Origin of the sequence: Salmonella sp. SA15303, assembly GCF_029962125.1 — a bacterium.
GTDB lineage: Bacteria > Pseudomonadota > Gammaproteobacteria > Enterobacterales > Enterobacteriaceae > Salmonella > Salmonella enterica.
In genome coordinates, this window is sequence record NZ_CP123924.1 from 3,797,023 (window position 1) to 3,821,770 (window position 24,748).

At 54.5% G+C, this 24,748-nt stretch carries 19 protein-coding genes; 9 read left to right on the top strand and 10 right to left on the bottom strand.

The annotated features are described in order from the left end of the window. Nucleotides 1-8: 8 nt before the first annotated feature. The 8 genes from QEN31_RS18840 to hrpB form a co-directional block, all read right to left on the bottom strand. Complete coding sequence (locus QEN31_RS18840) at nucleotides 9-2,666, bottom strand: fimbrial biogenesis outer membrane usher protein (protein ID WP_000951671.1); 2,658 nt, start codon at nucleotides 2,664-2,666, stop codon at nucleotides 9-11. 85 nt (nucleotides 2,667-2,751) lie between these two features. After that, the gene (stfA, locus tag QEN31_RS18845) at nucleotides 2,752-3,312 is read right to left on the bottom strand and encodes a fimbrial major subunit StfA (RefSeq protein ID WP_001090554.1); all 561 of its coding nucleotides are present in this window, start codon (nucleotides 3,310-3,312) and stop codon (nucleotides 2,752-2,754) included. A gap of 939 nt (nucleotides 3,313-4,251) precedes the next feature. Then, complete coding sequence (gene fhuB / locus QEN31_RS18850; protein ID WP_023196610.1) at nucleotides 4,252-6,291, bottom strand: Fe(3+)-hydroxamate ABC transporter permease FhuB; 2,040 nt, start codon at nucleotides 6,289-6,291, stop codon at nucleotides 4,252-4,254. A gap of 14 nt (nucleotides 6,292-6,305) precedes the next feature. Next, the gene (gene fhuD / locus QEN31_RS18855) at nucleotides 6,306-7,196 is read right to left on the bottom strand and encodes a Fe(3+)-hydroxamate ABC transporter substrate-binding protein FhuD (protein ID WP_001205361.1); all 891 of its coding nucleotides are present in this window, start codon (nucleotides 7,194-7,196) and stop codon (nucleotides 6,306-6,308) included. Next, nucleotides 7,196-7,993 carry a Fe3+-hydroxamate ABC transporter ATP-binding protein FhuC gene (gene fhuC / locus QEN31_RS18860; protein WP_001157206.1) on the bottom strand — a complete coding sequence of 266 codons (798 nt, stop codon included), beginning with the start codon at nucleotides 7,991-7,993 and terminating at the stop codon, nucleotides 7,196-7,198. Before fhuC ends, fhuD begins: the two co-directional genes overlap by 1 nt. Before the next feature lie 48 nt (nucleotides 7,994-8,041). After that, entirely contained in the window at nucleotides 8,042-10,231 is a 2,190-nt protein-coding gene (fhuA, locus tag QEN31_RS18865) for a ferrichrome porin FhuA (protein ID WP_000113219.1), read from the bottom strand. A gap of 292 nt (nucleotides 10,232-10,523) precedes the next feature. Beyond that, nucleotides 10,524-13,046 carry a bifunctional glycosyl transferase/transpeptidase gene (gene mrcB / locus QEN31_RS18870; protein WP_000918127.1) on the bottom strand — a complete coding sequence of 841 codons (2,523 nt, stop codon included), beginning with the start codon at nucleotides 13,044-13,046 and terminating at the stop codon, nucleotides 10,524-10,526. A gap of 140 nt (nucleotides 13,047-13,186) precedes the next feature. Further along, nucleotides 13,187-15,616 (bottom strand): ATP-dependent helicase HrpB, encoded by a 2,430-nt coding sequence (gene hrpB, locus QEN31_RS18875; RefSeq protein WP_174221833.1) that lies wholly within the window; start codon nucleotides 15,614-15,616, stop codon nucleotides 13,187-13,189. A 72-nt stretch (nucleotides 15,617-15,688) separates the two neighbouring features. Here hrpB and thpR point away from each other — a divergent pair, with 72 nt between their 5' ends. The 9 genes from thpR (at nucleotide 15,689) to panD (ending at nucleotide 22,939) form a co-directional block, all read left to right on the top strand. Next, nucleotides 15,689-16,219, top strand: a complete 531-nt coding sequence (gene thpR, locus QEN31_RS18880) for an RNA 2',3'-cyclic phosphodiesterase (protein WP_001294178.1) — start codon at nucleotides 15,689-15,691, stop codon at nucleotides 16,217-16,219. A gap of 16 nt (nucleotides 16,220-16,235) precedes the next feature. Then, complete coding sequence (gene sfsA, locus QEN31_RS18885; RefSeq protein ID WP_000899412.1) at nucleotides 16,236-16,940, top strand: DNA/RNA nuclease SfsA; 705 nt, start codon at nucleotides 16,236-16,238, stop codon at nucleotides 16,938-16,940. 176 nt (nucleotides 16,941-17,116) lie between these two features. After that, nucleotides 17,117-17,572 carry an RNA polymerase-binding protein DksA gene (dksA, locus tag QEN31_RS18890; protein ID WP_001155232.1) on the top strand — a complete coding sequence of 152 codons (456 nt, stop codon included), beginning with the start codon at nucleotides 17,117-17,119 and terminating at the stop codon, nucleotides 17,570-17,572. A 68-nt stretch (nucleotides 17,573-17,640) separates the two neighbouring features. Further along, complete coding sequence (gene gluQRS, locus QEN31_RS18895) at nucleotides 17,641-18,537, top strand: tRNA glutamyl-Q(34) synthetase GluQRS (RefSeq protein WP_000132295.1); 897 nt, start codon at nucleotides 17,641-17,643, stop codon at nucleotides 18,535-18,537. Between the two features lie 161 nt (nucleotides 18,538-18,698). Continuing rightward, on the top strand, nucleotides 18,699-20,096 hold the full coding sequence (gene pcnB / locus QEN31_RS18900) for a polynucleotide adenylyltransferase PcnB (RefSeq protein WP_203422695.1): 1,398 nt from the start codon (nucleotides 18,699-18,701) through the stop codon (nucleotides 20,094-20,096). After that, nucleotides 20,093-20,572, top strand: coding sequence for a 2-amino-4-hydroxy-6-hydroxymethyldihydropteridine diphosphokinase (gene folK, locus QEN31_RS18905; RefSeq protein WP_000150773.1), 480 nt, complete (start codon nucleotides 20,093-20,095; stop codon nucleotides 20,570-20,572). The genes pcnB and folK overlap by 4 nt, the downstream gene beginning before the upstream one ends. A gap of 120 nt (nucleotides 20,573-20,692) precedes the next feature. Next, nucleotides 20,693-21,484, top strand: coding sequence for a 3-methyl-2-oxobutanoate hydroxymethyltransferase (gene panB / locus QEN31_RS18910; RefSeq protein ID WP_000805487.1), 792 nt, complete (start codon nucleotides 20,693-20,695; stop codon nucleotides 21,482-21,484). A 125-nt stretch (nucleotides 21,485-21,609) separates the two neighbouring features. Further along, nucleotides 21,610-22,464, top strand: coding sequence for a pantoate--beta-alanine ligase (gene panC, locus QEN31_RS18915; protein WP_000905344.1), 855 nt, complete (start codon nucleotides 21,610-21,612; stop codon nucleotides 22,462-22,464). A gap of 94 nt (nucleotides 22,465-22,558) precedes the next feature. Beyond that, on the top strand, nucleotides 22,559-22,939 hold the full coding sequence (gene panD, locus QEN31_RS18920) for an aspartate 1-decarboxylase (protein ID WP_000621526.1): 381 nt from the start codon (nucleotides 22,559-22,561) through the stop codon (nucleotides 22,937-22,939). Nucleotides 22,940-22,945: 6 nt separating this feature from the next. Here panD and QEN31_RS18925 read toward each other — a convergent pair whose 3' ends face one another. Continuing rightward, complete coding sequence (locus tag QEN31_RS18925) at nucleotides 22,946-24,175, bottom strand: polysaccharide deacetylase family protein (protein WP_000245304.1); 1,230 nt, start codon at nucleotides 24,173-24,175, stop codon at nucleotides 22,946-22,948. A 61-nt stretch (nucleotides 24,176-24,236) separates the two neighbouring features. Then, nucleotides 24,237-24,677 carry a PTS sugar transporter subunit IIA gene (locus QEN31_RS18930; RefSeq protein ID WP_000901960.1) on the bottom strand — a complete coding sequence of 147 codons (441 nt, stop codon included), beginning with the start codon at nucleotides 24,675-24,677 and terminating at the stop codon, nucleotides 24,237-24,239. Nucleotides 24,678-24,748 lie beyond the last annotated feature (71 nt).

The window sequence follows — 24,748 nt, forward strand, 5'->3', positions numbered from 1 at the left end:
TTCCTGAATCAATGTGTTGGATAACGAGAAGAGAGCGCTTCGGGTTGCGTCGAAGACGTCCGCCGCTGCGTATGAAGCTGGAGTAATGGTTTCTCTTCGGGCTGCGTTGCCTCAGGTGATGAAGCGTCGCCGATGCACGGCAGCAACAGGCCGCTAAACAGATCGCCCGGCAGCGGATCGGGCAACGCCGCTTCACACTGCGTTTTACCTTCCCATGTCACCTGCAACCGCTCGCCGGGGTTAATGCCGATCAGATAAACGCTGCCGCCTTCGCCGACGATCCCTAACTGTTGCTGGCGGCTGTTGTAAACCTCTGCGCCGAAGGGCGGCGTGCCGCCATCGCGCAGGCGGATACTGGCCATGGCTTTTTTACCGCTGAGCACCTCCATGCGGCGATAACCGATCGCCCCTTCCGTCAGGGTCGCCTGAGCGATGGAGAGGATTGCTTCCGCGTCTTCCGGCAACTGGGTAATGTCGATTTTCACCTGGTTGCGGTAGTAGTCGTTGACGTCGACAATGACGGCTTTACCAAACGCGTTGGTATATACCGGCGTGCTGTAGCCGGAGATGGGTACGTTCGCTTCATCGCCGACATCCACCAGCAGCCGCGAGCCGCCGTTGACGCTGGTGCGGTGCAGCGCCCCGCCTTTAGCAGTCAGCGTCGCGCCGCCCTGGATGTTCAGCCCGCCGGAGGTATAGTCGCCTTCCTGATAGTTTGCACTGACGTCAATGTCGGCATAGCTCGCTTGATGACGGTAATAGCCGTCGAGAGTCGCACCGTTATCCGCGCGGCCAGCGTTGATCTGGTAGTTATTGCGATCGTCAATGCGCTCGTAATAGCCGACCTGATTACTGTTGTTGTCATCGCTAAAGGAGCCGTTGTAGCTCAGCGTGCGGTTGTTGCCCCACGGAATACTGAGCGAGACGTACACGCCGTCATCTCGCTCATCATCATATTCATTGCGAAAACCGTTCACCGACAGACTGATCCCGCGCACTTCACCGACATCGAAATAGTGCGACAGCGTCAGGTTATAGCTGTCCTGGTTGGGTTGATTCCAGTAGGTGCGATGGGTGTAGTTGATATAGGCGTTAACGTTTATTGCCGAAAAGTTCTGGCTGTACGTCAGGGTATACATCTCTTTATCGTGGCCGGTGCGCTGACGATCGTTATCGTCATTATGCGTATCGATAAACTCGTCCATCGTCATGTAGTTTTCTTCGGAAAAGCGATAACCAGCAAACGTCAGACGGCTGTCTATATCATCAAAATCTTTAGCGTAGCTGGCACGGAACGAGTTACCCTGAATGGTGCCGTCGCCGTAGGCGCTACCCTCTGGCAGCGTCGCACGGGAATGGGTGACATCGACGGAAAACGCGCCCAGCAGCGCCAGATCGCGCCCCAGTCCTAACGCCAGCGCCTGATAATCCTGCTCGCCGATGGCGCCGCCGTACAGCGACCAGCCGTTAGCAATCCCCCAGGAGGCTTCGGCTGAAGTGAAAAAGCCGCCTTCCATATTGTGATCCCAGTCCTGCGGTCGCCCGGCGGCCAACTTGTAGCGCACCTGGCCGGGACGGGTCAGAAACGGAATGGAGGCGGTGCTGACGTCATATTCCTGTACCTGACCGCTTTGTTCTTCAATTTTGACGTGTAGATCGCCGGATACCGTTTCATTAATGTCCTGAATGCGAAACGGCCCCGCCGGGACCTGCGACTCATAAATCACCCGCCCGCGCTGGGTCACGGTAACTTTGGCGTTGGTGCGCGCCACGCCTGATATATCCGGGGCGTAGCCGCGCAGATTAGGCGGTAACATCTGATCGTCGGTGATAAGGCTGCCGCCGACATAGTTAAAGCCGTCGAAAATATCGGATTCCAGCGATCCTTCGCCCAGCGTTAGCTGCGCCTGAAGTTGCGGGATAGCCCGCCAGGCGTAATAGCGGTTCCAGTCCCAGTTCTGTTCGGAACTGGAGCCAAAGTTGTCTTTATCTTCGCTGTCATTTTCGTGACGATAGTTAGCCTGCCAGTCCGCGCGCAGACGCCACGCGCCGAGGTTGGCACCCACCGTGCCGTTGCCGCTGATGTCATATTCATCGCCGTCATCATGTTCAGCATGTCGCCACTGGCTGTTAACGTTGTAGTCAAATAATACGCCGGGAATCCCTTCATCCCAGCGGGAAGGTGGATCCCACTCTTCATCGCTGTATTCCAGATAGGCCTGCGGAATAATCACCGTCAGCGTTGACTGGCTTAAATCCGTTTGGGTTTCCATCCCTTCCAGTTGATCTGGTTGCAGACACTGACCGGCATTTATCCAGATCATTTTATCTGCTATTTCAGGTTTTAACCCCAGCAGCGATACCAGTTCAGGCGATAAACAGGGATAGGTGTTATCAGGATCGTTATTATCAACGGAATACGTAATAACATTATCCTGGGCAATTTGACTCTGGTTGACCAACACCTGGAGATGATAGCTCCCCGGCATAATGTAGCCTTTACGGGAAAAACGGGAGAGATCCAGGCTGGCATCATCTTTAACATCAAGAAATCGGGTATTAAATTGAATGGGCGCTTCCGCATAGCTATTTTCCGGACCGACAGCCAGAACAATACCCACCACGGCCGCAAGCGTGCTCAGACGAAATTTTTTATAGTGAGCCATCAGACAATCTATCCCTGAAATATATAATCTATTTTTTTACTTTAAGCATTATCCTGCGGCAGACTGCCGCAGGATGATATTTCACTTACAGATAGCTGATCGTGAAGTTTACGGTGCTGCTGAATTCGCCGGTATCGATAGTGGTGGCAGCGGAATCGCCTTTCACCCAGGCTTTGAAGTTAAGAGTCTGTTTCGCCGCCGCAACGCTGCCGTTCATCGTCAGATTTTCGCTGTAAGCGTCGCCCAATTTGATCGCGGAACCCAGGTGGTTGCCGATGACAATGCTGGAACCCGCCATTTCGCCGCCGCCGATACGCATCAGCGCAACGCTACCCGGATTAGCGCTGGATTCGTTACCGATGGCAGAGAAAACGGTAGACGCTTCTTTCTCAGTGGTGAATGCGCAGTTTTCCAGACCGATATGGAAATCGACTTTTGAAGATTCTTTACCGCCCATCAGAGAACCGGTACCGATATGGCCCAGGTTAACGGTCTGGTGTTCGTCGCCAACCACGATTGAACACGGTGAATCTTCAATAGTACCGGTAAAAGTCACCGTACCAGTATTACTGCCTGCAGCATTGGCAAAGCTGGAAACACCCATAACCAGTGCGGCAGCAACCGCAGCTTTTACTGCTGTATTCATTTTTCATCCTTATTAAAAGTTGGTGAGTATTTTTACGCTATTCACACGGAGTTATACTCAATACCCCATGTTTATATTAGTAGATATATATTATATGACGAGTTATGAAATTGCCGATGCAACATTCAAAAGAAGCAAACAACACGTTAATAAATAACATCCCTTAGGCGCGGTGAAGTATTTTCCATTAAAAACCCAAAGACAAGTGTTTTTTATTTAAAGGATTATCAGAATTAAATAATAAATATTTTTACCGTTCAAAAAACAAACAAAGCAAGCAAGACGGGAGAGCCAAAAAAGCAATAAACATGTCAAAATGAATAAAAAAAGATCAGAATTACAGTACTGAATATATAGCAATGACGCGTAACATTTATTTTTGGTATAAATTTCATTAAAAAAAACAAAAAATGCTAAATTACATTTTTTTTGTTTACTCGTGGCAATTAATTTATTTTAATAGAGTTGTTTTTTATTACTTCGATAAAAAAATAATATTTTATTATCGAAGTTTTATAATGAAAATTTATTATTAAATTAAAATTGATTTACGAGATGCATTAAAGATGCGGCATCCACATCTTAATATTTAAAAAGGCTTAATACCGAAACCGGTAATTCTTATTATTGAATAGATCATGCCGCAATTTATCATCAACGTTTCGGGCCTGGATATGTTGAAATTAGTCACCCTGTTCAGAAGACAGCAGCGCGCCACTGAAATAGCACATGACTTATCGATACAGAAATAACACCTGCTTCTTGCTGAAAATAAAAGCAGAATTCCCTCGATAAAACGTGACAGGACAGCTCTCGCACCTGATAGCGTTCAGCTATTTTTAGGTCTACAAAATATTGCCACAACATATTGATATTGTGTAATTTGTAGGTCGGGTTGAGCATGGCTGCCACCCGACATAAATGTGGCACAGCCTTTTTTTACCGGCTCTGTTTACGTAGCAAATAGATAAAATACGGCGCGCCAATAAAGCTTGAAAGCAGTCCCGCCGGGATCTGATACGGAAATAGCGCCATCCTGCCGCACCAGTCGGCAAAGACCAGTAAAACGCCCCCTGCCAGCGCCGAGATGACCATATGCGGCATCGTCCGGCGAAAACCGAGCATCCGCGCAATATGCGGCGCCATCAGTCCAACGAAACTCAGCGGCCCAATGGTCATCGTCGCGGTTGCCGTCAAACACGCCGCCAGCGCCAGCAGCGCGATACGCGACGGCGTAAGCGCCATGCCCACCGCGCGCGCGGCATCGCCGCCCAGGGGCAAAATCGTTAACCAGCGGCGACACAACGGCACAATGGCCAGCAAAATCACCATCACGATCGCGGTTCGCGTAACCTGCCCGCCAGTGGCGTTATAGGTAGATCCTGCGATCCAGGTCAACACTTCCGCCATCCGCGGGTCGCCGCTCGCCTGGAGCATCATTAGCAGCATGGTAAACGCGGTGCTGAGCGCCATCCCCGCCAGCAACATCCGTTGCGGCGAGAAACCGCCGCGCCCGGCGGCTAACATAATAATCAGCAGTGTCGCCGCCGCGCCCAGGCTTCCGGCAGGCAGTAGCCAACCGAAAGCATTCCCCGGCACCAAAAACAGCATCAACACCACGCCAAACGCGGCTCCGGAACTGATCCCCAGCACTTCCGGACTGGCCATTGGATTACCGGTCAGACGCTGAATAATGCAGCCCGCCACCGCCAGCATGACGCCCGCCATTAACGCCGCCAGTATCCGCGGCCAGCGCCACGGCATCAGTTCTTCAAGCAGCGTTCCGCTCGCCCACGTCCAGCCGTGCGCGTCGCGACCAAAAGAGAGCGCGCCCCATGTTGCCAGCAGCAGGAGCGCGCCACCGGCAACGGCAAAAGCAAGAACGTGCCGACGTTCCGCCGCCACACGATCGCTGGCGTTCATATCCGGCGCGCTCATGCTTTTAAGCCGCGGCAGCAGCCACAGGAGCAGCGGCGCGCCGATTAACGCCGTCACTGACCCGGTGGAAACCTCCATCCATACGCGGGTTAGCCAAAGGATAATCTGATCGGATAGCCACAAAATAAGCGCCCCAATGAGCGGCGCCAGCATCAGGCGCGCCAGCAGACGTCTTGCGCCAAGCATTTTCGCCAGCAGCGGCGCAAACAGGCCGATAAAACCGATAATGCCCACCGCGTTGACCAGCAGAGCGCTCAACACAATCGCCAGCGACAGCGCCGCCAGACGCGCTAACGACAGCGCCAGACCCAGATTACGCGCAACGCCGTCATCCAGCCCCATCAGCGTCATCGGACGTAACAACAATAACGTGAGCATCACACCGCCCAGCAACTGCGGCCACAGACGCTGCACGCCGCTCCAGTCGGTTTGCGTTAGCGTTCCGGTGCTCCATAAAAACATGCTTTGCAACTGATCGTGGTGGAAAATCACCAGTAACTGGTTGATTGCGCCACAGTAAAGGCTGACCACCAGCCCGGCGAGGATCAGGGTCACTGGCGACAGGCGTTTGCCCCACGCTACGCCAAACACCAGCGCGCCGACGATGCAGGCTCCCGTCAGGGCGGCAAACTGCGTCGCCAGCGCGCCGGGAATCGCCCAAAGCGTAGTCACCGTGATCCCCAATTGCGCGCCGGTCGCCACGCCCAGCGTGGTCGGTTCCGCCAGCGGGTTACGCAATACTTGCTGGAACAGGACGCCTACCAGCCCAAGCCCCGCGCCCACCAGCAGCGAAATCGCCAGTCTTGGCAACAGGCTGTAATGAAAAATCATCTGCTCAATGATGTCGATATCCGGTGACCAGATAGCCTGTTGCCACTGGCTGCGCGGTAGCGCAACGGAGAAGTTAACCCATGTCAGCCAGCAGGCGGCAACAAACAGCGCCAATAACAGCAACGCCGGATGGCGGCTTCGCCTTATCCGGCCTACAAAGCGCCCGAACCGTAGGTCGGATAAGGCGTTTTTCACGCCGCCATCCGGCATTTCACGTTTTCTGCTCACGCTTTGCCTCCCAACACGTTATTCAGGATGCGGACAAAATGCATCGTGGAGAGGGTCGCGCCATAGAACCAAACGGCGGGCACCCGGTGAAAGCGCCCGGCGCGGACAAACGGCATGGCCTGCCACAGCGGCGTTGCCATCAGCGCGTTCATATCGGTGCTATTCCCGTGATCGAAGCAGATCACATCCGCTTCTTTATACATCGCCAGCCGATCGATGCTAACCGCCGTACTGCCCCAAAAGTTGGTTTCACCCTGCCAGGCATTGACAATGCTATACTCGTCCAGCACCTCCTGGAACAGGCAATTCGGGCCGAGCACCAGCATATGCCGCGGATCGATAAGCGTCGTCATCAGTAACGGACGCCCCCCGCGGCGGATAAAATGCGGCTTCTGGCTGGCGATGAAGCGATCGTATTGCGCCAGATGTTTTTCTGCCGCAGCTTCCAGATTCAGCGTCTGCGCCAGTTCAACCAGCGAGCGTCGGGCTACCGCCAGCGGCTTTTTGCCGTCGCTAAAATCGAACCCGCGCCCCGGCGCGATCCGCGCCAGTTTTTCCGGCGAGGGACCGTAACCTGCCGACCAGACCATAAACGACGGCTTCATCTCCGTCAGTAGTTCGAGATTGGGTTCAGTGCGAAGACCCACATCAATCACCGAATCCGGCAACGGCGGTTCGCTAACCCACAGCTTATAATTTGGCACGTCCGCCACGCCATAAGGCGTAATACCGAGCGCCAGCAGCAGCTCAACCGGCAGCCACTCCAGCGCCACAATCCGGCGGGGATCGATAGCGGCAGCCTGCGCCGTATTCATTTGCCACAGCAGCGGCGAGAGCGCCATCGCCGTTAATAAACGGCGGCGAGTCAGAGGATATAAATCACGCATTAATACACAAAACTCACAGGTGCCGCGCCCGCCGGATGCGGAAGGATACCCATCGGGATACCGTAAATCCGTTCCAGCGTGTCACTGCGCATCAGTTCCGCAGGCGTTCCTTGCGCAATCATTTCACCGCCGCGTAGCGCGACTAAATAATCACAGTAGCGGGCCGCCATGTTGATATCGTGCAGCACCGCAACCACCGTCAGCCCGCGCTGCTGGCTTAAACGATGCACCAGCGCCAGCACGTCCACCTGATGGGCGATATCCAGCGCTGACGTCGGCTCATCCAGCAGCAGACAACGGCTGTCCTGCGCGACCAGCATGGCAATCCACGCGCGCTGGCGCTCGCCGCCGGAAAGGCTGTCTACCAGACGATGCGCCAGCGGTTTTAAGCCGACCAGCGTAATCGCCTCGTCTACTTTTTCCCGGTCCGCGACGCCAAAGCGTCCCAGCGCGCCGTGCCACGGATAGCGGCCAATCGCCACCAGTTCGCGCACCGTCATTCCTTCCGCCTGCGGCAATTGTTGAGGCAGATAGGCAACTTTGCGGGCAAACGCCTTGCTGCTCCAGCTCGCCAGCGGCTGATTGTCGAGCAGAATATCCCCTTCGGAAGGCGGCTGATGGCGGCCCAGCATTTTTAACAGCGTGGATTTACCGGAACCATTATGACCGATAAGTCCGGTGACGCGACCTGCGGGAAACGTTAACGAGAGAGGGTGTAAAAGCGTGCGGCCCGGCACACGAAAGGCGACGCTTCGCAGCGCAAAGGTGGTATCGGAATGAATGTGGTTTTCCTGCATCGCAGCCAACTTGTAAAACGGGCACGGCAAGCCGTGCCCAAAAAGAAATTAGAAACGGAAGGTTGCCGTTGCAACGACCTGACGTTCTGCGCCCCAGAAACAGCCGTAGGTCTGGAAGCAGCTGGCGACGTATTCGCGGTCGAGCAGATTATTAACGTTAACCGCAATGCTGGAGCCCGCCATACCAAAACGCGCCAGATCGTACTTGACGACCGCATCCATCACCGCTGCGCTGCCTACCTTGAAGCTATTAGCCGGATCGCCGTAACTGGAACCAATAAAACGACCGCCTGTTCCCAGCGTTAAACCTGACAACGGACCGTCGTTGAAGGTGTAATCGCCCCACAACGACGCCATGTGTTCAGGCACCTGCTCTGGCGTATTCCCTTTCAGATTAGTGTCTTTCGTGTATTCAGCATCAGTATAAGTGTAAGACGCCGTCATATTGATGTTAGCCGTCAATGCTGCTTTGGCTTCCAGCTCTACACCTCGCGCACGAATTTCGCCTGCCGGCACCTGCGCTAATGGGTTGGTTGGATCGGCGGTCAGGTTATTGGTTTTGGTCAGCTGATAAACGGCACCCGTAACAACAACCGGCATGTCTTTCGGTACATATTTCACCCCTGCTTCATATTGCTCGCCTTTTGACGGCTTGTAAGAAACGCGTGGGGTGCTCCACAAATCGAAGGCGCTTGGCTCGAAAGATTGGCTATAGCTGAAGTAAGGTGAAATTCCATTATCGAATACGTAGTTTACGCCACCGCGCCAGGTGAACTGGTGGTCATTACGTTCAATATATCCTTCTGTCGGCGTAGTGGAATTCTGACGCACCGTTGTCGCTTGTTTAGACCAGTCATAGCGGCCGCCGAGAGTAAATACCCACTTATTCCATTCCGCCTGATCCTGAACATAGAGGCCTGTTTGTTTACTTTCGTTCATCTGGTACGGCTCAGCGCCGCCGAAAGCAAAGTATTCAGGATGGTAATTGTTATAGAGATCGATTGACGGCGCGCTACCAAACGTCGCGTTAATATCATTACGCATACGCATGAAATCGACACCCGTCAGCAACGTATGATCAATATCGCCGGTCGCGAATTTACTTTCCAGTTGTGTATCTACGCTGAAATTCTGTAAACGCTCGTTGTCAACGATAGTACCGCGGTTAAGCGTATGTCCGTCCGCCGCAATCCCCGTGCCATAGACGCTTTTTTGCGCGGTTTTCATTTCGACAAAACGTAAATTCTGGCGCACGGTAAAGGTGTCGTTGAAGCCATGCTCGAAACTGTATCCCACCATTTTCTCGTTACGAGAATAGGTGTTGTTTGACGCCCCTTCATTAAAATCTGTTGGCAAGCGTTTACCATTCGGTAACGGTTCAACCGTTCCTTCTTTCGGCAGCCAGCCGTAGTAGCCGGTCTCTGGTTCGTTCTGGAAATAAGAAAGGAACGTAAAATTCGTTTTCTCATCAGGACGCCAGGTAAAAGAGGGCGCAATCGCATAGCGCTGCGACTCAGAACTCTTTTGCTGCTCATTTGTCGAACGCGCCAGTCCCGTCAGACGATATGAGAACTCACCGTTGTCATCCAGGGAATCACTAAAATCAAAACCGGTCTGGAACAAATTGTCCGTCCCCATTTTGAATTGAATTTCTTTCAGCGGCTCAGTAGTCGGCCGCTTGCTAACCATCGAAATGATACCGCCCGGGTTGCTCTTACCGTAGAGGACGGACGTTGGGCCACGCATCAACTCAACACGCTCAAGCATGTAGGGATCAATAACCGCATCGTTGTAGAAGTTCCCCTGCAATTTCAGGCCATCCAGATAGTTGTTCTGGCTCAGGCCGACGGAAGAGAAGCCACGGATAATCACGAAGTCATAGGTATTGGAAGCGCCGCGGCTGCTTACCGTTACACCCGGCGTGTAACCCAACGCTTCTTTTACTGACTGGAATTGATGCATCTGCATCTCTTCGTTAGTGACCACCGAAACCGACTGTGGCGTTTTTTCGATAGGTGTATCAGTTTTGGTGGTGGTGGCGGAACGCTTCGCGGCGATGGTCGGAGCCGGTCCCCAGGCACTTTCCTGCGCGGCAGGCGCTGCGGTTACGGTAATGGTTTCTTCTTTCGGTTGAACCGCCGCCTGTGCATAGACAGACATGCCGCTAACCGCTGTGGCTACTACAACTGCGATTTTACGCAGTGAGGAGTTTGGCTGAGCAGTTTTAAGACGCGCCATTGGTATATCTCTGATGAAAGTGAATGATAACGTAAACGATAATTATTATTATAACCGCAGCATGATAGGCGAAATATCGTCGCAATGGCAAGCGATACGCGGCCCTACGAAAACTAAGGGGTTAAGAAACAACCAGATGAAAAGGAAGGGTTAATAAATTAGACTGAAATGTTATTTATGGAGGATTTGCCGGATGGCGACGTAAGCGTCTTATTCGGCCTACGTCGCACATAATGGAGTCGTAACGGTGTAGACCGGGTAAGCACAGCGCCACCCGGCACTATTACCGTGATTAATTGCCGCCGAACATCTCCTTAATCCAGCCGGCAACGCCGTCGCTCTTCTCTTCTTTCGGCGGCTGTTGCTGCGCAGGCTGCTGCGGCTGAGACGACTGATCGAACGGATTGCCTGACGGCTGCTGCTGTTGCTGCATCATCTCGCCCTGCTGGCACAGCGTATTTGGATCGTCCGTCCAGACCGGCAGAGTGCGCATACCGCCGCTACAGACAAAATTACCGTCGTAATCAACGCCCATATCCACCACATCTTCCGGCGGCGTCAGAACTAAAGGCGTCGGCGTCTGGTTCGCCAGATAGCGCTGGTAAATCGCCATCGCGCCGCTGGCGCCGTACAATTTCGTCGGCTGGTTGTTATCACGGCCTACCCAGGTGATAGTCACCTGGCTGCCGTCGATACCGGCAAACCAGGTATCGACATTGTTGTTTGTCGTCCCGGTTTTACCCGCCAGATGCAGACCCGGATATTTCGCGCCAAGCTGACGCCCCGTACCACGCTGGACGACCTGCTGCATTGTCCAGAGCGTCAGGTAAGCCGCCTGTGCCGGTACGGCGCGTTCAGCTTGCGGATAACTTTGGTACAGCACCTTACCATCTTCCGCAATAACCGAACGCAGCGCTGATAACGGCGCGCGATTTCCGCCGCTGGCGATAGTCTGGAACGCCTGCGCCACTTCGATCGGCGTCAGGTTCAGCGCCCCTAACAGCATCGCCGGAACCGGATTGAGCTGATCTTTCGGCACGCCGAGCTTCGTCCAGGTATCGGTTACTGCCGGTAGACCTAACGCCATCCCCAGATTGACCGTCGGTACGTTCATTGAGCGAGTTAACGCATCCACCAGCATCACTTTCCCGCTTTCGCTGTAGCGACGATCGTCGTTCTGCGGCGACCAGACCTGACCATTCGGCTGGCGCAGAGAAATCGGCGCATCGGCAATCCAGGTGTTCAGACGGTATAAGTTCGGCTGACTTAACGCGGTCAGATAGGTCGCCGGTTTCGCCAGCGACCCGATGGAACGGCGCGCCTGCATGGCACGGTTATAGCCGGCATACTGCGGCTCCGCCCCGCCAACCATCGCGCGCACCTCGCCGCTAAAGCGATCCACTACCACCATCGCGGTTTCCAGATCGCTCAATTTACGCTGCTTCTTCAACGCCGGAATACCTTCGACAACGGCTTTTTCTGCGGCATCCTGCGCCACGGAGTCAAAGGTGGTGAAGATCTTCACGCCGGAGAGATCTTTAATTTTATCCCCCAGCTTCGCCTGCAGTTCCTGACGAACCATCTGCATAAACGCTGGCTGCGGTGAAATAACGCCGCCGCGCGGCTGTACGCCAAGCGGACGCGCGCTCAGCATGTCATAGAGTTCCTGATCGATGATTTTCTGCTGCTGTAACAGGCGTAACACCAGGTTACGACGCTCCAACGCCAGTTTCGGGTTACGCCACGGGTTATAAATCGACGCCCCTTTTACCATCCCCACCAGTAACGCCTGCTGATCGAGGCTCAGTTCCTCTACCGGACGACCAAAGTAATACAGGCTCGCCAGCGGAAAACCGCGAATTTCATTGTCCCCGCTTTGACCGAGGTAGACCTCGTTCATGTACAGCTCAAGAATACGATCTTTACTGTAACGGGCATCCATGATCAGCGCCATGTAGGCTTCATTCGCTTTACGCCAGTATGATCTTTCGCTGGAGAGGAACAGGTTCTTCACCAGCTGCTGGGTCAGCGTACTGGCCCCCTGCACCGTGCGTCCCGCCGTCAGGTTGGCCAGCACCGCACGCCCGATAGAGTAAAGACTAATGCCATCATGCTCATAGAAATGACGGTCTTCCGTCGCCAACAGCGTATCGACCAGCAGATCCGGGAAACCGCTGCGCGGGACGAATAAACGCTGCTCGCCATTTGGCGAAGAAAGCATGGTGATAAGCCGCGGATCGAGACGGAAGAAGCCAAACTGGCGGTTGTTATCCAGATTGACGATGGTTTCCAGACGCCCGTCACTGAACGTCAGCCGCGCGCGCACCTGCCCTTCTTTGCTGTCCGGGAAGTCAAACGGACGACGGATCATCTCAATGCTATTGGCCTGCACGGTAAATTCGCCGGGACGGGTCATCTTCGTCACCAGACGATACTGCGTCGCTTCCAGCAATTTCACCATCTCGTTTTTGCTGACAGGCATGTCTGGCTCAAGGTTCACCATCCGGCCATATACCGCCGCCGGAAGCTGCCAGACCTTGCCATCGATACGGCTGCGGATTTTTTGATCCAGATAGACGCCGTAAATGGCGAACAGCACCACAAAAACGATAAACAGTTTTAGCAATAGCCACAGCCAGCCGCGCTTGCCACGAGGCTTACGCCCTTTGCCCTTACCTTTACGCGGCATCGGTTCTTCATCCTCATAGTCATCATCATAATCGTCGTCATGCTGCCGACGACGGCTCACCTTTTGTTTCACAGGACGTGACGGTTTCCCCTTACGTCCAATCGGCTCGCGGTCATTCCCCGCCATGCTTTTTCTCCGCAACATACAGGCGCAAAGGCCCGATTCTCTATTCTTCCGCCAGACGACAGAAGAAGAAATCTCTCAATTTACTCTTTTGCCGGATGGCGATTAACGCCTTATCTGGCCTGGAGGCAACGTATAACACGTCACGAATACTTCTTCGTGCGCCGCGTTGGGGCCGTATTCGCCGGATCGTCCGGCCAGACATGTTTGGGGTAACGGCCCTTCATCTCTTTTTGCACTTCGCGATACGCCCCCTGCCAGAAAGCGCTTAAATCGCGCGTAATCTGTAGCGGTCGCTGCGCTGGCGAAAGCAGTTCCAGCACCAGCGGCACGCGGCCCTGAGCGATGGTTGGGGTCTTCGCTTCGCCAAACATTTCCTGCATTCTGACCGCCAGCGCGGGCGGGTTATCTTCATGATAACGAATCGTTATTCGGCTTCCCGTCGGCACAGTGTAATGCCCAGGCAGTTCACTATCCAGACGTTGCAGCATGGCATAGTCAAGCAGTCCCCGTAACGCCTGATTAACGTTCAGGGATTTTAGCCCTCGTAACGACTGTACGCCTGTCATGTGCGGCAGCAACCAATTTTCCAGAGTCGCCAGCAGCGACGCCTCATCCACGGCAGGCCAGTCATATTCCGGCAGCCATTTCGCCGCACAGTGCAGACGCAGACGGAACTGCTCCGCTTCCGGCGTCCAGTTAAGGACGGACAGACCTTTATCGCGGATGCCGTTCAGCATCGCCTGATGAAGCTCCTCTTCAGACGGCTTCGCCAGTGGCTGAACGCTAACCGTCAACTGTCCAATACGCATTCTGCGCCATGCTTTCAACGTTCCCTGCGCCTCGTCCCATTCAACCGTGTCGGACTGGCGCAGTAAATCAGGACACGCCTGAATCAGCGAGGCAATATCCAGCGGCTGCGCCAACAATATTCGGGCGTCCGGCGAGGCGCTACCTTGCAGTAACAGCGGCGCGATCAGCCATTCATGACGTCCCAACGCGTCATCCGCATCTAACATCGCGCCCATACCATTGGCTAACTGATAGCGCCCTTCCTGACCACGACGCCGCGCGATGCGGTCGCTAAACGCTCTGGCCAACAGCGGCATAATAAGCGCGCTATCCGGCTCGCCATTACGCACCTGCAGCCGTTTTAAAAGCTGCTGGCTACGCTGCTGCCAGCCCGGCTGTCGCCGCGAAAATACTACGCTTAAATCCGTACCGCCGCCGCGCGGCGGGTCCTCAAGGATGGCCGCGAGCATGGCGGCAGTGGCGGCGCTATCGCCCTCGCCGGCGTTGACTAACATCGCCGCCAGGCGCGGATCGTTACCCATTGCCGCCATTTTCCGGCCCCGCGCGCTTAACCGCTCGCCCTCCAGCGCGCCTAACATCAATAATAAACGGCGGGCGGCCTGAAGATTCACCTCCGGCGGCCTGTCCAGCCAGAAAAGCGATGCCGGATCGTGACATCCCCACTGCAACACCTCCATAAATAAACCGGAAAGGTCGCTGTGTAAGATTTCCGGATCGCTTTGCGCCGCCGCCCGCTCCGCCTGTTCTTTGGCCAGCAGATGTAAACAGATACCCGGCGCCAGTCGTCCGGCGCGCCCCGCGCGCTGCGTCATTGATGCCTGACTGATACGCTGCGTAACCAGCCGCGTCAGTCCCGTTCGCGCGTCAAATCGCGCCACGCGCTCCTGAGCGCTATCGACGACCAGACGAATCCCTTCAATCGTCAAACTGGTTTCGGCAATGTTAGTCGCCAACACCACTTTACGCATCCCGGCGGGTGCCGGAACAATCGCTTTGCGTTGCGCTTCCAGAGACAATGCGCCATACAGCGGACAAAGCAGGACATCGCTCCCTACCCGCGACGCCAGATGTTCATGAACGCGCTGTATTTCGCCTACGCCGGGTAAAAATAGCAGCAGCGAACCGTTTTCATTGCGCAGCAGTTCCGCTGTCGCCATCGCGACGGCTTCATCAAAACGCAAATGCGCCGCAAGCGGCTGATAACGTCGCTCCACCGGGAACGCGCGCCCCTCCGAGACGATCGTCGGCGCATCAGGCAGTCGCTGACAAAGCCTGTCGTTATCCAGCGTCGCAGACATGATTAACAGCCTGAGATCGTCACGGAGCCCTTGCTGGATATCCAGCAACAGCGCCAACGCTAAATCCGCCTGTAAACTGCGCTCATGAAATTCATCCAGTATCACCAGCCCCACGCCGCGTAATTCGGGATCGCGCTGAATCATTCTGGTCAATACGCCTTCGGTCACCACTTCCAGCCGGGTACGCGGCCCCACGCAGCTTTGCGCGCGCATCCGGTAACCTACCGTTTCGCCAGGCTTTTCATTCAACGCTTCCGCCAGACGCTGTGCGACATTACGCGCCGCCAGACGACGCGGTTCAAGCAGGAGGATTTTTCCAGCAACCGGCCCCTGTTGCAGGAGTTGCAACGGCAGCCAGGTGGATTTCCCCGCCCCGGTAGGCGCGGACAACAAAACCTGCGGCGCGATTTTTAGGGCTGTCAACAATTCAGGCAATACGGCGGCAACGGGCAATGACGTCACAAACGGCTCCACGGGGTTAACTTTCTTTGCGCCGCATTGTAGCATCGTGTTAATCCATAACCGAGTATCCCTATGTCTGAGCCAAAACGGCTGTTTTTTGCGATTGACTTACCCGACGACGCGCGCGCGCAAATTATCGCCTGGCGCGCCGCCCATTTTGCGTCTGAAGACGGACGCCCCGTGGCAGCGGCGAACCTGCACCTGACGCTGGCCTTTTTAGGCGACGTCAGTAGCGATAAGCAGCGCGCGCTTGCGCAACTGGCCGGACGAATTCGACAGCCGGGCTTTACGCTACATCTGGATGACGCCGGTCAGTGGCTGCGTTCGCGCGTGGTGTGGCTGGGGATGCGCCAGCCGCCGCGCGGGTTGTTGCAGTTGGCTAATATGCTGCGCGCGCAGGCCGCCCGCAGCGGTTGTTACCAAAGCCCGCAGCCTTTTCACCCGCATATTACGCTGCTGCGCGACGCCAGCCATACGGTGGCTATCCCGCCGCCGGGCTTTTGCTGGTCATTTCCGGTCACGTCGTTTGCGCTTTACGCCTCTTCGTATGGGCAAGGCCGTACCCGCTATGCCGAGCTGCAGCGCTGGACGCTGGGCGAATAATAATGAAGGAATGTCGATGCTATTTTCACCCCCTTTACAACGCGCTACGCTGATTCAGCGCTATAAACGTTTTTTAGCCGATGTGATCACCCCTGACGGTACGACGCTTACGCTGCACTGTCCTAATACCGGCGCGATGACCGGCTGCGCCACGCCTGGCGATACCGTCTGGTATTCGACATCAGAAAATACTAAACGCAAATATCCGCATACCTGGGAATTGACTGAAACGCAATCCGGCGCATTCATTTGCGTGAATACGCTGCGGGCGAACCAGCTAACGAAAGAAGCGATTCAGGAGAATCGCCTGCCGGCGCTGGCGGGGTACAATATTCTGAAAAGTGAAGTCAAATATGGCGCCGAGCGCAGCCGTATAGATTTTATGTTACAGGCAGATTTCCGCCCGGACTGCTATATTGAAGTGAAATCGGTCACGTTAGCGGAAAAAGAAAACGGTTATTTTCCCGACGCCATCACCGAACGAGGGCAAAAACATCTTCGGGAATTGATGGGCGTTGCGGCGGCAGGTCATCGCGCAGTGGTGGTGTTCGCGGTGCTGCACTCCGCCATTACACGTTTTTCCCCCGCACGTCATATCGATATAAAATACGCGCAGCTATTGAGCGAGGCTCAGAATAAAGGCGTGGAAGTTTTAGCTTATAAAGCAGAACTTTCAGCCCAAAAAATGGAACTGAACGAACCAGTACCCATAACGTTGTAGTGGAATAACAGCCTGATTATTAAGTATTCTGGCCGCGTGCGTAAATACGCTTTTCCTCACAGGGTTGTCAAGTGTTACGTTTAGATAATTGCTATCCGGAAAAGCATCTGCTATTTATAGCGACCTGATTTTCCCCCGAACATGGGGATCGATAGTGCGTGTTAAGGAGAAGCAACATGCAAGAAGGGCAAAACCGTAAAACATCGTCCCTGAGTATTCTCGCCATCGCTGGGGTGGAGCCGTACCAGGAGAAACCGGGCGAAGAGTATATGAACGAAGCCCAGCTATCGCACTTCAAGCGTATTCTTGAAGCATGGCGTAATCAACTCCGGGATGAAGTCGATCGCACTGTGACGCACATGCAGGACGAAGCCGCCAACTTCCCCGATCCGGTCGATCGCGCCGCGCAGGAAGAGGAGTTTAGCCTGGAGTTACGTAATCGTGACCGTGAGCGCAAACTGATCAAAAAGATCGAGAAGACGCTGAAGAAAGTGGAAGATGAAGACTTCGGTTATTGCGAGTCCTGCGGGGTGGAGATTGGTATCCGCCGCCTGGAAGCGCGTCCAACAGCCGATCTGTGCATCGACTGCAAAACGCTGGCTGAAATTCGCGAAAAACAGATGGCGGGTTAATCCCGTTCGTTTCTACCCTATTTATGACAGGCGGGAGTTTTCCCGCCTTATTCTTTATTGCCCGCAGCATGACTGACTCACACTATATTGGCCGTTTCGCGCCGTCGCCATCCGGCGAACTGCATTTCGGCTCGTTAATCGCCGCCCTCGGCAGCTATCTACAAGCCCGTGCGCAACGCGGAATTTGGCGCGTTCGCATCGAGGATATCGACCCCCCACGTGAAGTTCCCGGTGCCGCAGCGACCATTCTGCGCCAGCTGGAACATTACGGCCTGCACTGGGATGGCGAGGTCTTATGGCAATCACAGCGTCATGAGGCTTATCGCGAGGCGCTGGCCTGGCTTCACGAGCAGGGACTGAGCTACTACTGCACTTGCCCCCGCTCGCGCATTCAACGTCTGGGCGGTATTTACGACGGCCATTGTCGGACGTTATGCCACGGGCCGGAGAATGCCGCCGTCAGAATTAAACAGCAGCATCCGGTGATGCATTTCCATGATGCCTTGCGCGGCGACATCCAGGCTGACCCACAGCTGGCGAGCGAAGATTTTATTATCCACCGCCGCGACGGACTGTTTGCTTATAATCTGGCCGTGGTGGTCGACGATCATTTTCAGGGGGTGACGGAGATCGTCCGCGGCGCAGATTTAATCGAACCCACTGTCCGACAACTTTCGCTGTATAAACAGTTTGGCTGGCGTGCGCCAGGCTACGTGCACCTTCCGCTGGCGCTCAACGAACAAGGCGCTAAACTTTCCAAGCAAAATCATGCCCCTGCGCTTGCGACAGGCGATCCGCGCCCGGTACTGGTCCAGGCATTGCGCTTTTTAGGCCAACGCGACGTCGTAGCGTGGCAGGAGATGTCTGTTGAGGAGTTGCTGCGCTTTGCAGTGGCGCACTGGAGGCTTACAGCCGTACCCACATCGGCTAATGTAAATCCGGCATTCTCAAATGCGTCTCGCTGAGCTATGATTAGCCGCTATTTTTGCTCATCGTCTTTCGCATTGCTGCGGCGTTAATGATGCTTACAGCCCAGGTCGCGTTGCTCTCTTACGCCCGTCTGCCGTAATGCGAAAGACATAGAGTAAGTTGATCTTATTAATGTATGACACTACCGAGGTGCGCTATTTTTACCCGAGTCGCTAATTTTTGCCGTAAGGTGTTAAGCCGCGAGGAGAGCGAGGCAGAACAAGCCGTCGCCCGTCCACATATGACGATTATCCCGCGTGAACAGCACGCTATCTCCCGCAAAGATATCAGTGAAAATGCCCTCAAGGTACTGTACAGGCTGAACAAAGCGGGCTATGAAGCCTACCTGGTCGGCGGCGGCGTCCGCGATCTCCTGCTCGGCAAAAAGCCGAAGGATTTCGACGTGACTACCAACGCAACACCGGATCAGGTACGGAAATTATTCCGCAATTGCCGTCTGGTGGGACGTCGTTTCCGCCTGGCTCACGTGATGTTTGGCCCGGAAATTATCGAAGTGGCAACGTTTCGTGGTCATCATGAAGGCAGTGAAAGCGACCGTACGACCTCCCAGCGTGGGCAAAACGGTATGCTGCTGCGCGACAACATCTTCGGCTCTATCGAAGAAGATGCCCAGCGCCGCGATTTCACCATCAACAGCCTTTACTACAGCGTGGCGGATTTTACCGTGCGCGATTACGTCGGCGGGATGCAGGATCTGCAAGAAGGCGTGATTCGCCTGATCGGCAATCCGGAAACGCGCTACCGCGAAGATCCGGTTCGAATGCTGCGCGCCGTGCGTTTCGCTGCGAAGCTCAATATGCATATCAGCCCTGAAACGGCTGAGCCAATCCCGCGTCTGGCAACCTTGCTAAACGACATTCCTCCCGCGCGCCTGTTCGAAGAGTCGCTGAAGCTGTTGCAGGCGGGGAACGGTTACGAAACCTATCAACAACTGCGGGAATACCACCTCTTCCAGCCGTTGTTTCCTACCATTACGCGTTATTTCACCGAAAACGGCGACAGCGCAATGGAACGCATCATTGCGCAGGTGTTGAAGAATACGGATAACCGCATCCGTAACGAGATGCGCGTTAATCCGGCATTTTTGTTTGCCGCCATGTTCTGGTATCCGCTGCTGGAGATGGCGCAAAAAATCGCTCAGGAGAGCGGTCTGGCCTATTACGACGCTTTCGCGCTGGCCATGAATGATGTGCTGGATGAGGCCTGCCGTTCACTGGCGATCCCGAAACGCCTTACCACGCTTACCCGTGATATTTGGCAGCTTCAGTTACGCATGTCGCGACGTCAGGGCAAACGCGCCTGGAAACTGATGGAACATCCCAAATTCCGCGCCGCGTTTGATTTACTGGAGCTGCGCGCTCAGGTGGAAAATAATACTGAACTGCAACGTCTGGCGCAGTGGTGGGCCGAGTTTCAGGCTTCCGCGCCGCCGGAACAAAAAGGGATGCTCAACGAGCTGGACGACGATCCTGCTCCACGCCGCCGTCGTTCACGTCCGCGCAAACGCGCGCCGCGCCGCGAGGGCACCGTATGACGATCGCGTATATCGCGCTTGGCAGTAATCTGGCCTCTCCGCTGGAGCAGGTCAATGCCGCCCTGAAGGCTATCGCCGACATTCCCGATAGCCGTATCGTCGCGGTTTCTTCGTTTTACCGCACGCCGCCGCTTGGCCCACAGGATCAGCCCGATTACCTGAACGCTGCGGTGGCGCTGGATACCGCTCTCGCCCCCGAAGAATTGCTTAACCATACCCAGCGCATTGAGCTGCAACAGGGCCGGGTGCGCAAAGCCGAACGCTGGGGGCCGCGCACGCTGGATCTCGACATTATGCTGTTTGGCGATGAAGTCATTAACACCGACCGTCTGACCGTGCCGCACTACGACATGAAAAACCGCGGTTTTATGCTGTGGCCGTTATTCGAAATCGCTCCTGATCTGATCTTTCCGGATGGTATCAGCCTGCATCAGCATCTCACCCATCTTGGTGCTGCAAAACCCGCCCACTGGTAAAACATCGCCTCCCCTTTAGCGTTTACTGCTTTAGCGCCAAACGATTGCTTAAATCAATTGCCCCCCTGAATATGACTGTTAGAATGCCGGGAAATATAACTTTTACCATCAGGAAACGTTATGAAACCCACCACCATTTCACTGCTGCAGAAATGCAAGCAAGAGAAAAAACGCTTCGCGACAATTACCGCCTACGACTACAGCTTCGCTAAGTTATTTGCCGACGAAGGTATCAATGTGATGCTGGTTGGCGACTCTCTGGGCATGACAATTCAGGGGCACGACTCCACCCTGCCTGTCACCGTGGAAGATATCGCCTACCACACCCGCGCGGTACGCCGCGGCGCGCCCAACTGTCTATTGCTCTCCGACCTGCCGTTTATGGCTTACGCCACCCCGGAACAGGCATGTGAAAACGCGGCTATCGTGATGCGTGCGGGGGCCAATATGGTCAAAATTGAAGGCGGCGCCTGGCTGGTTGATACGGTGAAAATGCTCACCGAACGCGCCGTGCCGGTTTGTGGTCATCTGGGGTTAACGCCCCAGTCGGTGAATATCTTCGGCGGCTATAAAATTCAGGGCCGTGGAGATGCAGGACAAGTGCTGCTGGATGACGCGCTGGCTTTAGAAGCCGCTGGCGCTCAACTGCTGGTGCTGGAGTGCGTGCCGGTTGAGCTGGCGAAGCGCGTCACGGAAGCGCTGTCGATTCCGGTGATCGGCATCGGCGCGGGCAACGTCACCGACGGTCAGATCCTGGTGATGCACGATGCGTTTGGCATCACCGGCGGTCATATTCCAAAATTCGCGAAAAATTTCCTCGCCGAAGCGGGCGACATGCGCGCCGCCGTACAGCAGTATATGGCTGAAGTGGAGTCCGGCGTTTATCCGGGCGAAGAACACAGCTTTCACTAATTTTTCTGACCGTGCCGGATGGCGACGCGACGCGTCTTATCCGGCCTACAGATCCTCAACGGATGTAGGCCTGATAAGCGCAGCGCCATCGGGCAGGATCATCAAGCAACTCAAGGAGTTTTGTTGTGCTAATCATTGAAACCCTGCCGCTGCTGCGCCAGCATATTCGTCGTCTGCGTCAGGAAGGTAAACGCGTCGCACTGGTTCCCACCATGGGCAACCTGCACGACGGCCATATGAAGCTGGTCGATGAGGCAAAAGCCCGGGCTGATGTGGTGATCGTCAGCATTTTCGTCAATCCGATGCAGTTTGATCGGCCGGACGATCTGGTGCGTTATCCGCGCACGCTGCAGGAAGATTGTGAAAAGCTGAACAAACGCAAAGTCGATTATGTCTTTGCGCCAGCCGTTGAGGAAATCTACCCGCATGGGCTGGAAGGCCAGACGTACGTTGATGTTCCCGGCCTCTCTACCATGCTGGAAGGCGCCAGCCGTCCAGGTCATTTCCGCGGCGTCTCGACTATCGTCAGCAAGCTGTTCAACCTGATCCAGCCGGATATCGCCTGCTTTGGCGAGAAGGATTTCCAGCAACTGGCGCTGATCCGCAAAATGGTGGCGGATATGAGTTATGACATTGAGATCGTCGGCGTGCCGATTATTCGCGCTAAAGACGGTCTGGCGCTCAGCTCACGTAACGCTTATCTGACCGCAGAGCAGCGCAAAATTGCGCCGGGTCTATACAACGTGATGAATAGCATCGCTGAAAAACTGATTGCGGGTAATCGTGAGCTGCAAGAGATTATTGCCATTGCCGAACAGGAACTGAATGAAAAAGGCTTCCGTGCCGACGACATTCAAATCCGTGATGCCGACACGCTGCTGGAGCTGACGGAAACCAGCAAACGCGCAGTGATTCTGGCTGCCGCCTGGCTGGGTCAGGCGCGTCTGATCGATAATCAAAGCGTTACATTAGCCCAGTAGACAGGGGTTAAAAATCGGGCAATACTGCCTGAGAATTTCCAAAGCAGGCCACAAGCGCCTGCTTAGCCAAGGTAAACGACAGGGTAAAGAAGTTATGATTCGCACCATGCTGCAAGGCAAGCTCCACCGCGTAAAAGTCACGCAGGCGGACCTGCACTACGAAGGTTCCTGTGCCATTGACCAGGATTTCCTTGATGCCTCCGGTATTCTGGAAAACGAAGCGATTGATATCTGGAACGTGACCAATGGGAAACGTTTCTCAACCTATGCGATTGCGGCTGAACGCGGCTCCAGAATCATCTCGGTGAACGGTGCGGCGGCGCACTGCGCTGAAGTTGGCGACATTGTGATTATCGCCAGCTTCGTCACCATGTCTGATGAAGAAGCGCGTACATGGCGTCCGAAAGTGGCCTATTTTGAAGGCGACAACGAAATGAAGCGCACCGCGAAAGCTATTCCGGTACAGGTTGCCTGATAGTCCTTATCCCTGCGGCTGGTTGCTGATCAGCCGCGACATGGTTTCCAGCGAATCCGTGCGCAGAATATACAGCCTTTTGAGCAGCATCGGATTATCTCCCGGCTTCACCTTCCCTCTCACCGTGGTTACCGCCAGATGGAAACCGGCGTCTTTTGCTGCTTTGATCGCGGTCGCGTTATAACCGCCAAAGGGATAAGAAAGATAAAATACGTGCGGAGTAAACTGTGCGAGCGCCCGCCGCGAGCGTTCAAAATCAAACAGAATATTATGGTAGCTGCGGCTATATAAAATCGGGCGGCGATGCCCGTCTACCCGGTGTAAAAAATGGGTATGCGACTGAAAATCAAAAACATCGCTTATCTTGCGCAATTCGGACACGCTCATAAATTGCAGCGACCTGGGATTCCATTTTTGCGGATGGCGCTTAATACGCGATGAGATAATAAATGCCGTCGCTTTCATATCGTACTGCTTTAATACCGGATACGCATAGCGACTCACCGATTTAAGGCCATCATCAAAGGTGATAGCCACCGCGCGCGCCGGGAAATTAGCGCGGTTATAGATGTAATCCTCCAGTTGGTACATCGTCAACGTGGCATAGCCGCGATCGCGAAGCCAGGTCATTTGGTTGCTGAATGCCCGAACCGAAGTCGTGGTGGAGGTATGGCGAAAACGGGTATTCTCTTCATCACGTAAAATGTGATGATAGGTCAAAATCGGAATGCCGTTGTCTTCCTGCGCATCCATGGCGTTGACATAAGCCAGCCTGTCGCCAATACGGATCTGATACCAGGTTTGATGTAGCCGGCCTTTCAGCTTGCTAATAATGGGGTAACGCAAATTATCCACCAATACGCCAAACGGGGCGCTACTGATGTCCGGCGCGTTATACACCGGCGTGTCCTTCCAGGTCACCAGATTCTGATTGCTGAGCGGCTTGTTAAGATCGCCCAGGCCATCTTCCACTTTTTGTTTTCCCTGCACGGATTCCAGATGGCCTTTATCGATAAAGCCCACACCGAAGCCGAATTTAAAGGCATAATAATCAGCCGCAACAGGCGTTACGGAAAGAATTTGTCCGGCGCGGATATTCCCTACGGTCACCATTTTGTCGCCAATCTGCGACCAGATGGCGGCATCTTTCGTCGTTTGCATATAACGAGCGGGCAAGGCAGCCAACACATTACCGGCGAAAAAGAACAGCAAGATAAGAACAACGCGCATAACCATATATCATAACCGAGGCGAAAAAACGCCGTCATTGTAGCAAAAGCGTCGTCAATGGTATTGATCAAAACTCATACGAATCATGCAGCAATACAAAAGGCGGATTTTTCTGCTGCTGATGCCAGAGACTGGTGACATCCGGCGCGCCAAGCGCGACAATCTGGTCGCGAAATGCTGAACTGCTCATTGACTCTCGCCAGGTAATCATTTCCTCCATCAATGAATAGCTGACACCGGAAATAACTTCACATTGAGAATGTTTATGGCTCATCAGCGACGCTACACGATAAGGCGCCGCGCCGGAAATGTCGGTTAAAAATATCACGCCTTCACCGGAGTCGGTGGCATGGAGGGCGTCACACATCATGCGGCTGAGCATATTTACGCTTAACCCACGCCAGAAATTGACCGCCCGACACTGCGCCAACGGCCCATACTTCTTTTCAAGACCTTCGAGCATTTCCTGCGCCCGATCGTCATGACAGGAAATGACCCATCCCAGCATAACTTCTCCTCCATTGAGCTCCAATCCTGCATGATGTCAGCATGTTTTTTTGGCCGACAACACACTATGAC

Excerpts from the sequence above, each read along its gene's own strand:
- QEN31_RS18840 (WP_000951671.1), bottom strand. The coding sequence starts at position 2,666 with ATGGCTCACTATAAAAAATTTCGTCTGAGCACGCTTGCGGCCGTGGTG.
- stfA (WP_001090554.1), bottom strand. The coding sequence starts at position 3,312 with ATGAATACAGCAGTAAAAGCTGCGGTTGCTGCCGCACTGGTTATGGGT.
- fhuB (WP_023196610.1), bottom strand. The coding sequence starts at position 6,291 with ATGCCGGATGGCGGCGTGAAAAACGCCTTATCCGACCTACGGTTCGGG.
- fhuD (WP_001205361.1), bottom strand. The coding sequence starts at position 7,196 with ATGCGTGATTTATATCCTCTGACTCGCCGCCGTTTATTAACGGCGATG.
- fhuC (WP_001157206.1), bottom strand. The coding sequence starts at position 7,993 with ATGCAGGAAAACCACATTCATTCCGATACCACCTTTGCGCTGCGAAGC.
- fhuA (WP_000113219.1), bottom strand. The coding sequence starts at position 10,231 with ATGGCGCGTCTTAAAACTGCTCAGCCAAACTCCTCACTGCGTAAAATC.
- mrcB (WP_000918127.1), bottom strand. The coding sequence starts at position 13,046 with ATGGCGGGGAATGACCGCGAGCCGATTGGACGTAAGGGGAAACCGTCA.
- thpR (WP_001294178.1), top strand. The coding sequence starts at position 15,689 with ATGTCTGAGCCAAAACGGCTGTTTTTTGCGATTGACTTACCCGACGAC.
- sfsA (WP_000899412.1), top strand. The coding sequence starts at position 16,236 with ATGCTATTTTCACCCCCTTTACAACGCGCTACGCTGATTCAGCGCTAT.
- dksA (WP_001155232.1), top strand. The coding sequence starts at position 17,117 with ATGCAAGAAGGGCAAAACCGTAAAACATCGTCCCTGAGTATTCTCGCC.
- gluQRS (WP_000132295.1), top strand. The coding sequence starts at position 17,641 with ATGACTGACTCACACTATATTGGCCGTTTCGCGCCGTCGCCATCCGGC.
- folK (WP_000150773.1), top strand. The coding sequence starts at position 20,093 with ATGACGATCGCGTATATCGCGCTTGGCAGTAATCTGGCCTCTCCGCTG.
- panB (WP_000805487.1), top strand. The coding sequence starts at position 20,693 with ATGAAACCCACCACCATTTCACTGCTGCAGAAATGCAAGCAAGAGAAA.
- panD (WP_000621526.1), top strand. The coding sequence starts at position 22,559 with ATGATTCGCACCATGCTGCAAGGCAAGCTCCACCGCGTAAAAGTCACG.
- QEN31_RS18925 (WP_000245304.1), bottom strand. The coding sequence starts at position 24,175 with ATGGTTATGCGCGTTGTTCTTATCTTGCTGTTCTTTTTCGCCGGTAAT.
- QEN31_RS18930 (WP_000901960.1), bottom strand. The coding sequence starts at position 24,677 with ATGCTGGGATGGGTCATTTCCTGTCATGACGATCGGGCGCAGGAAATG.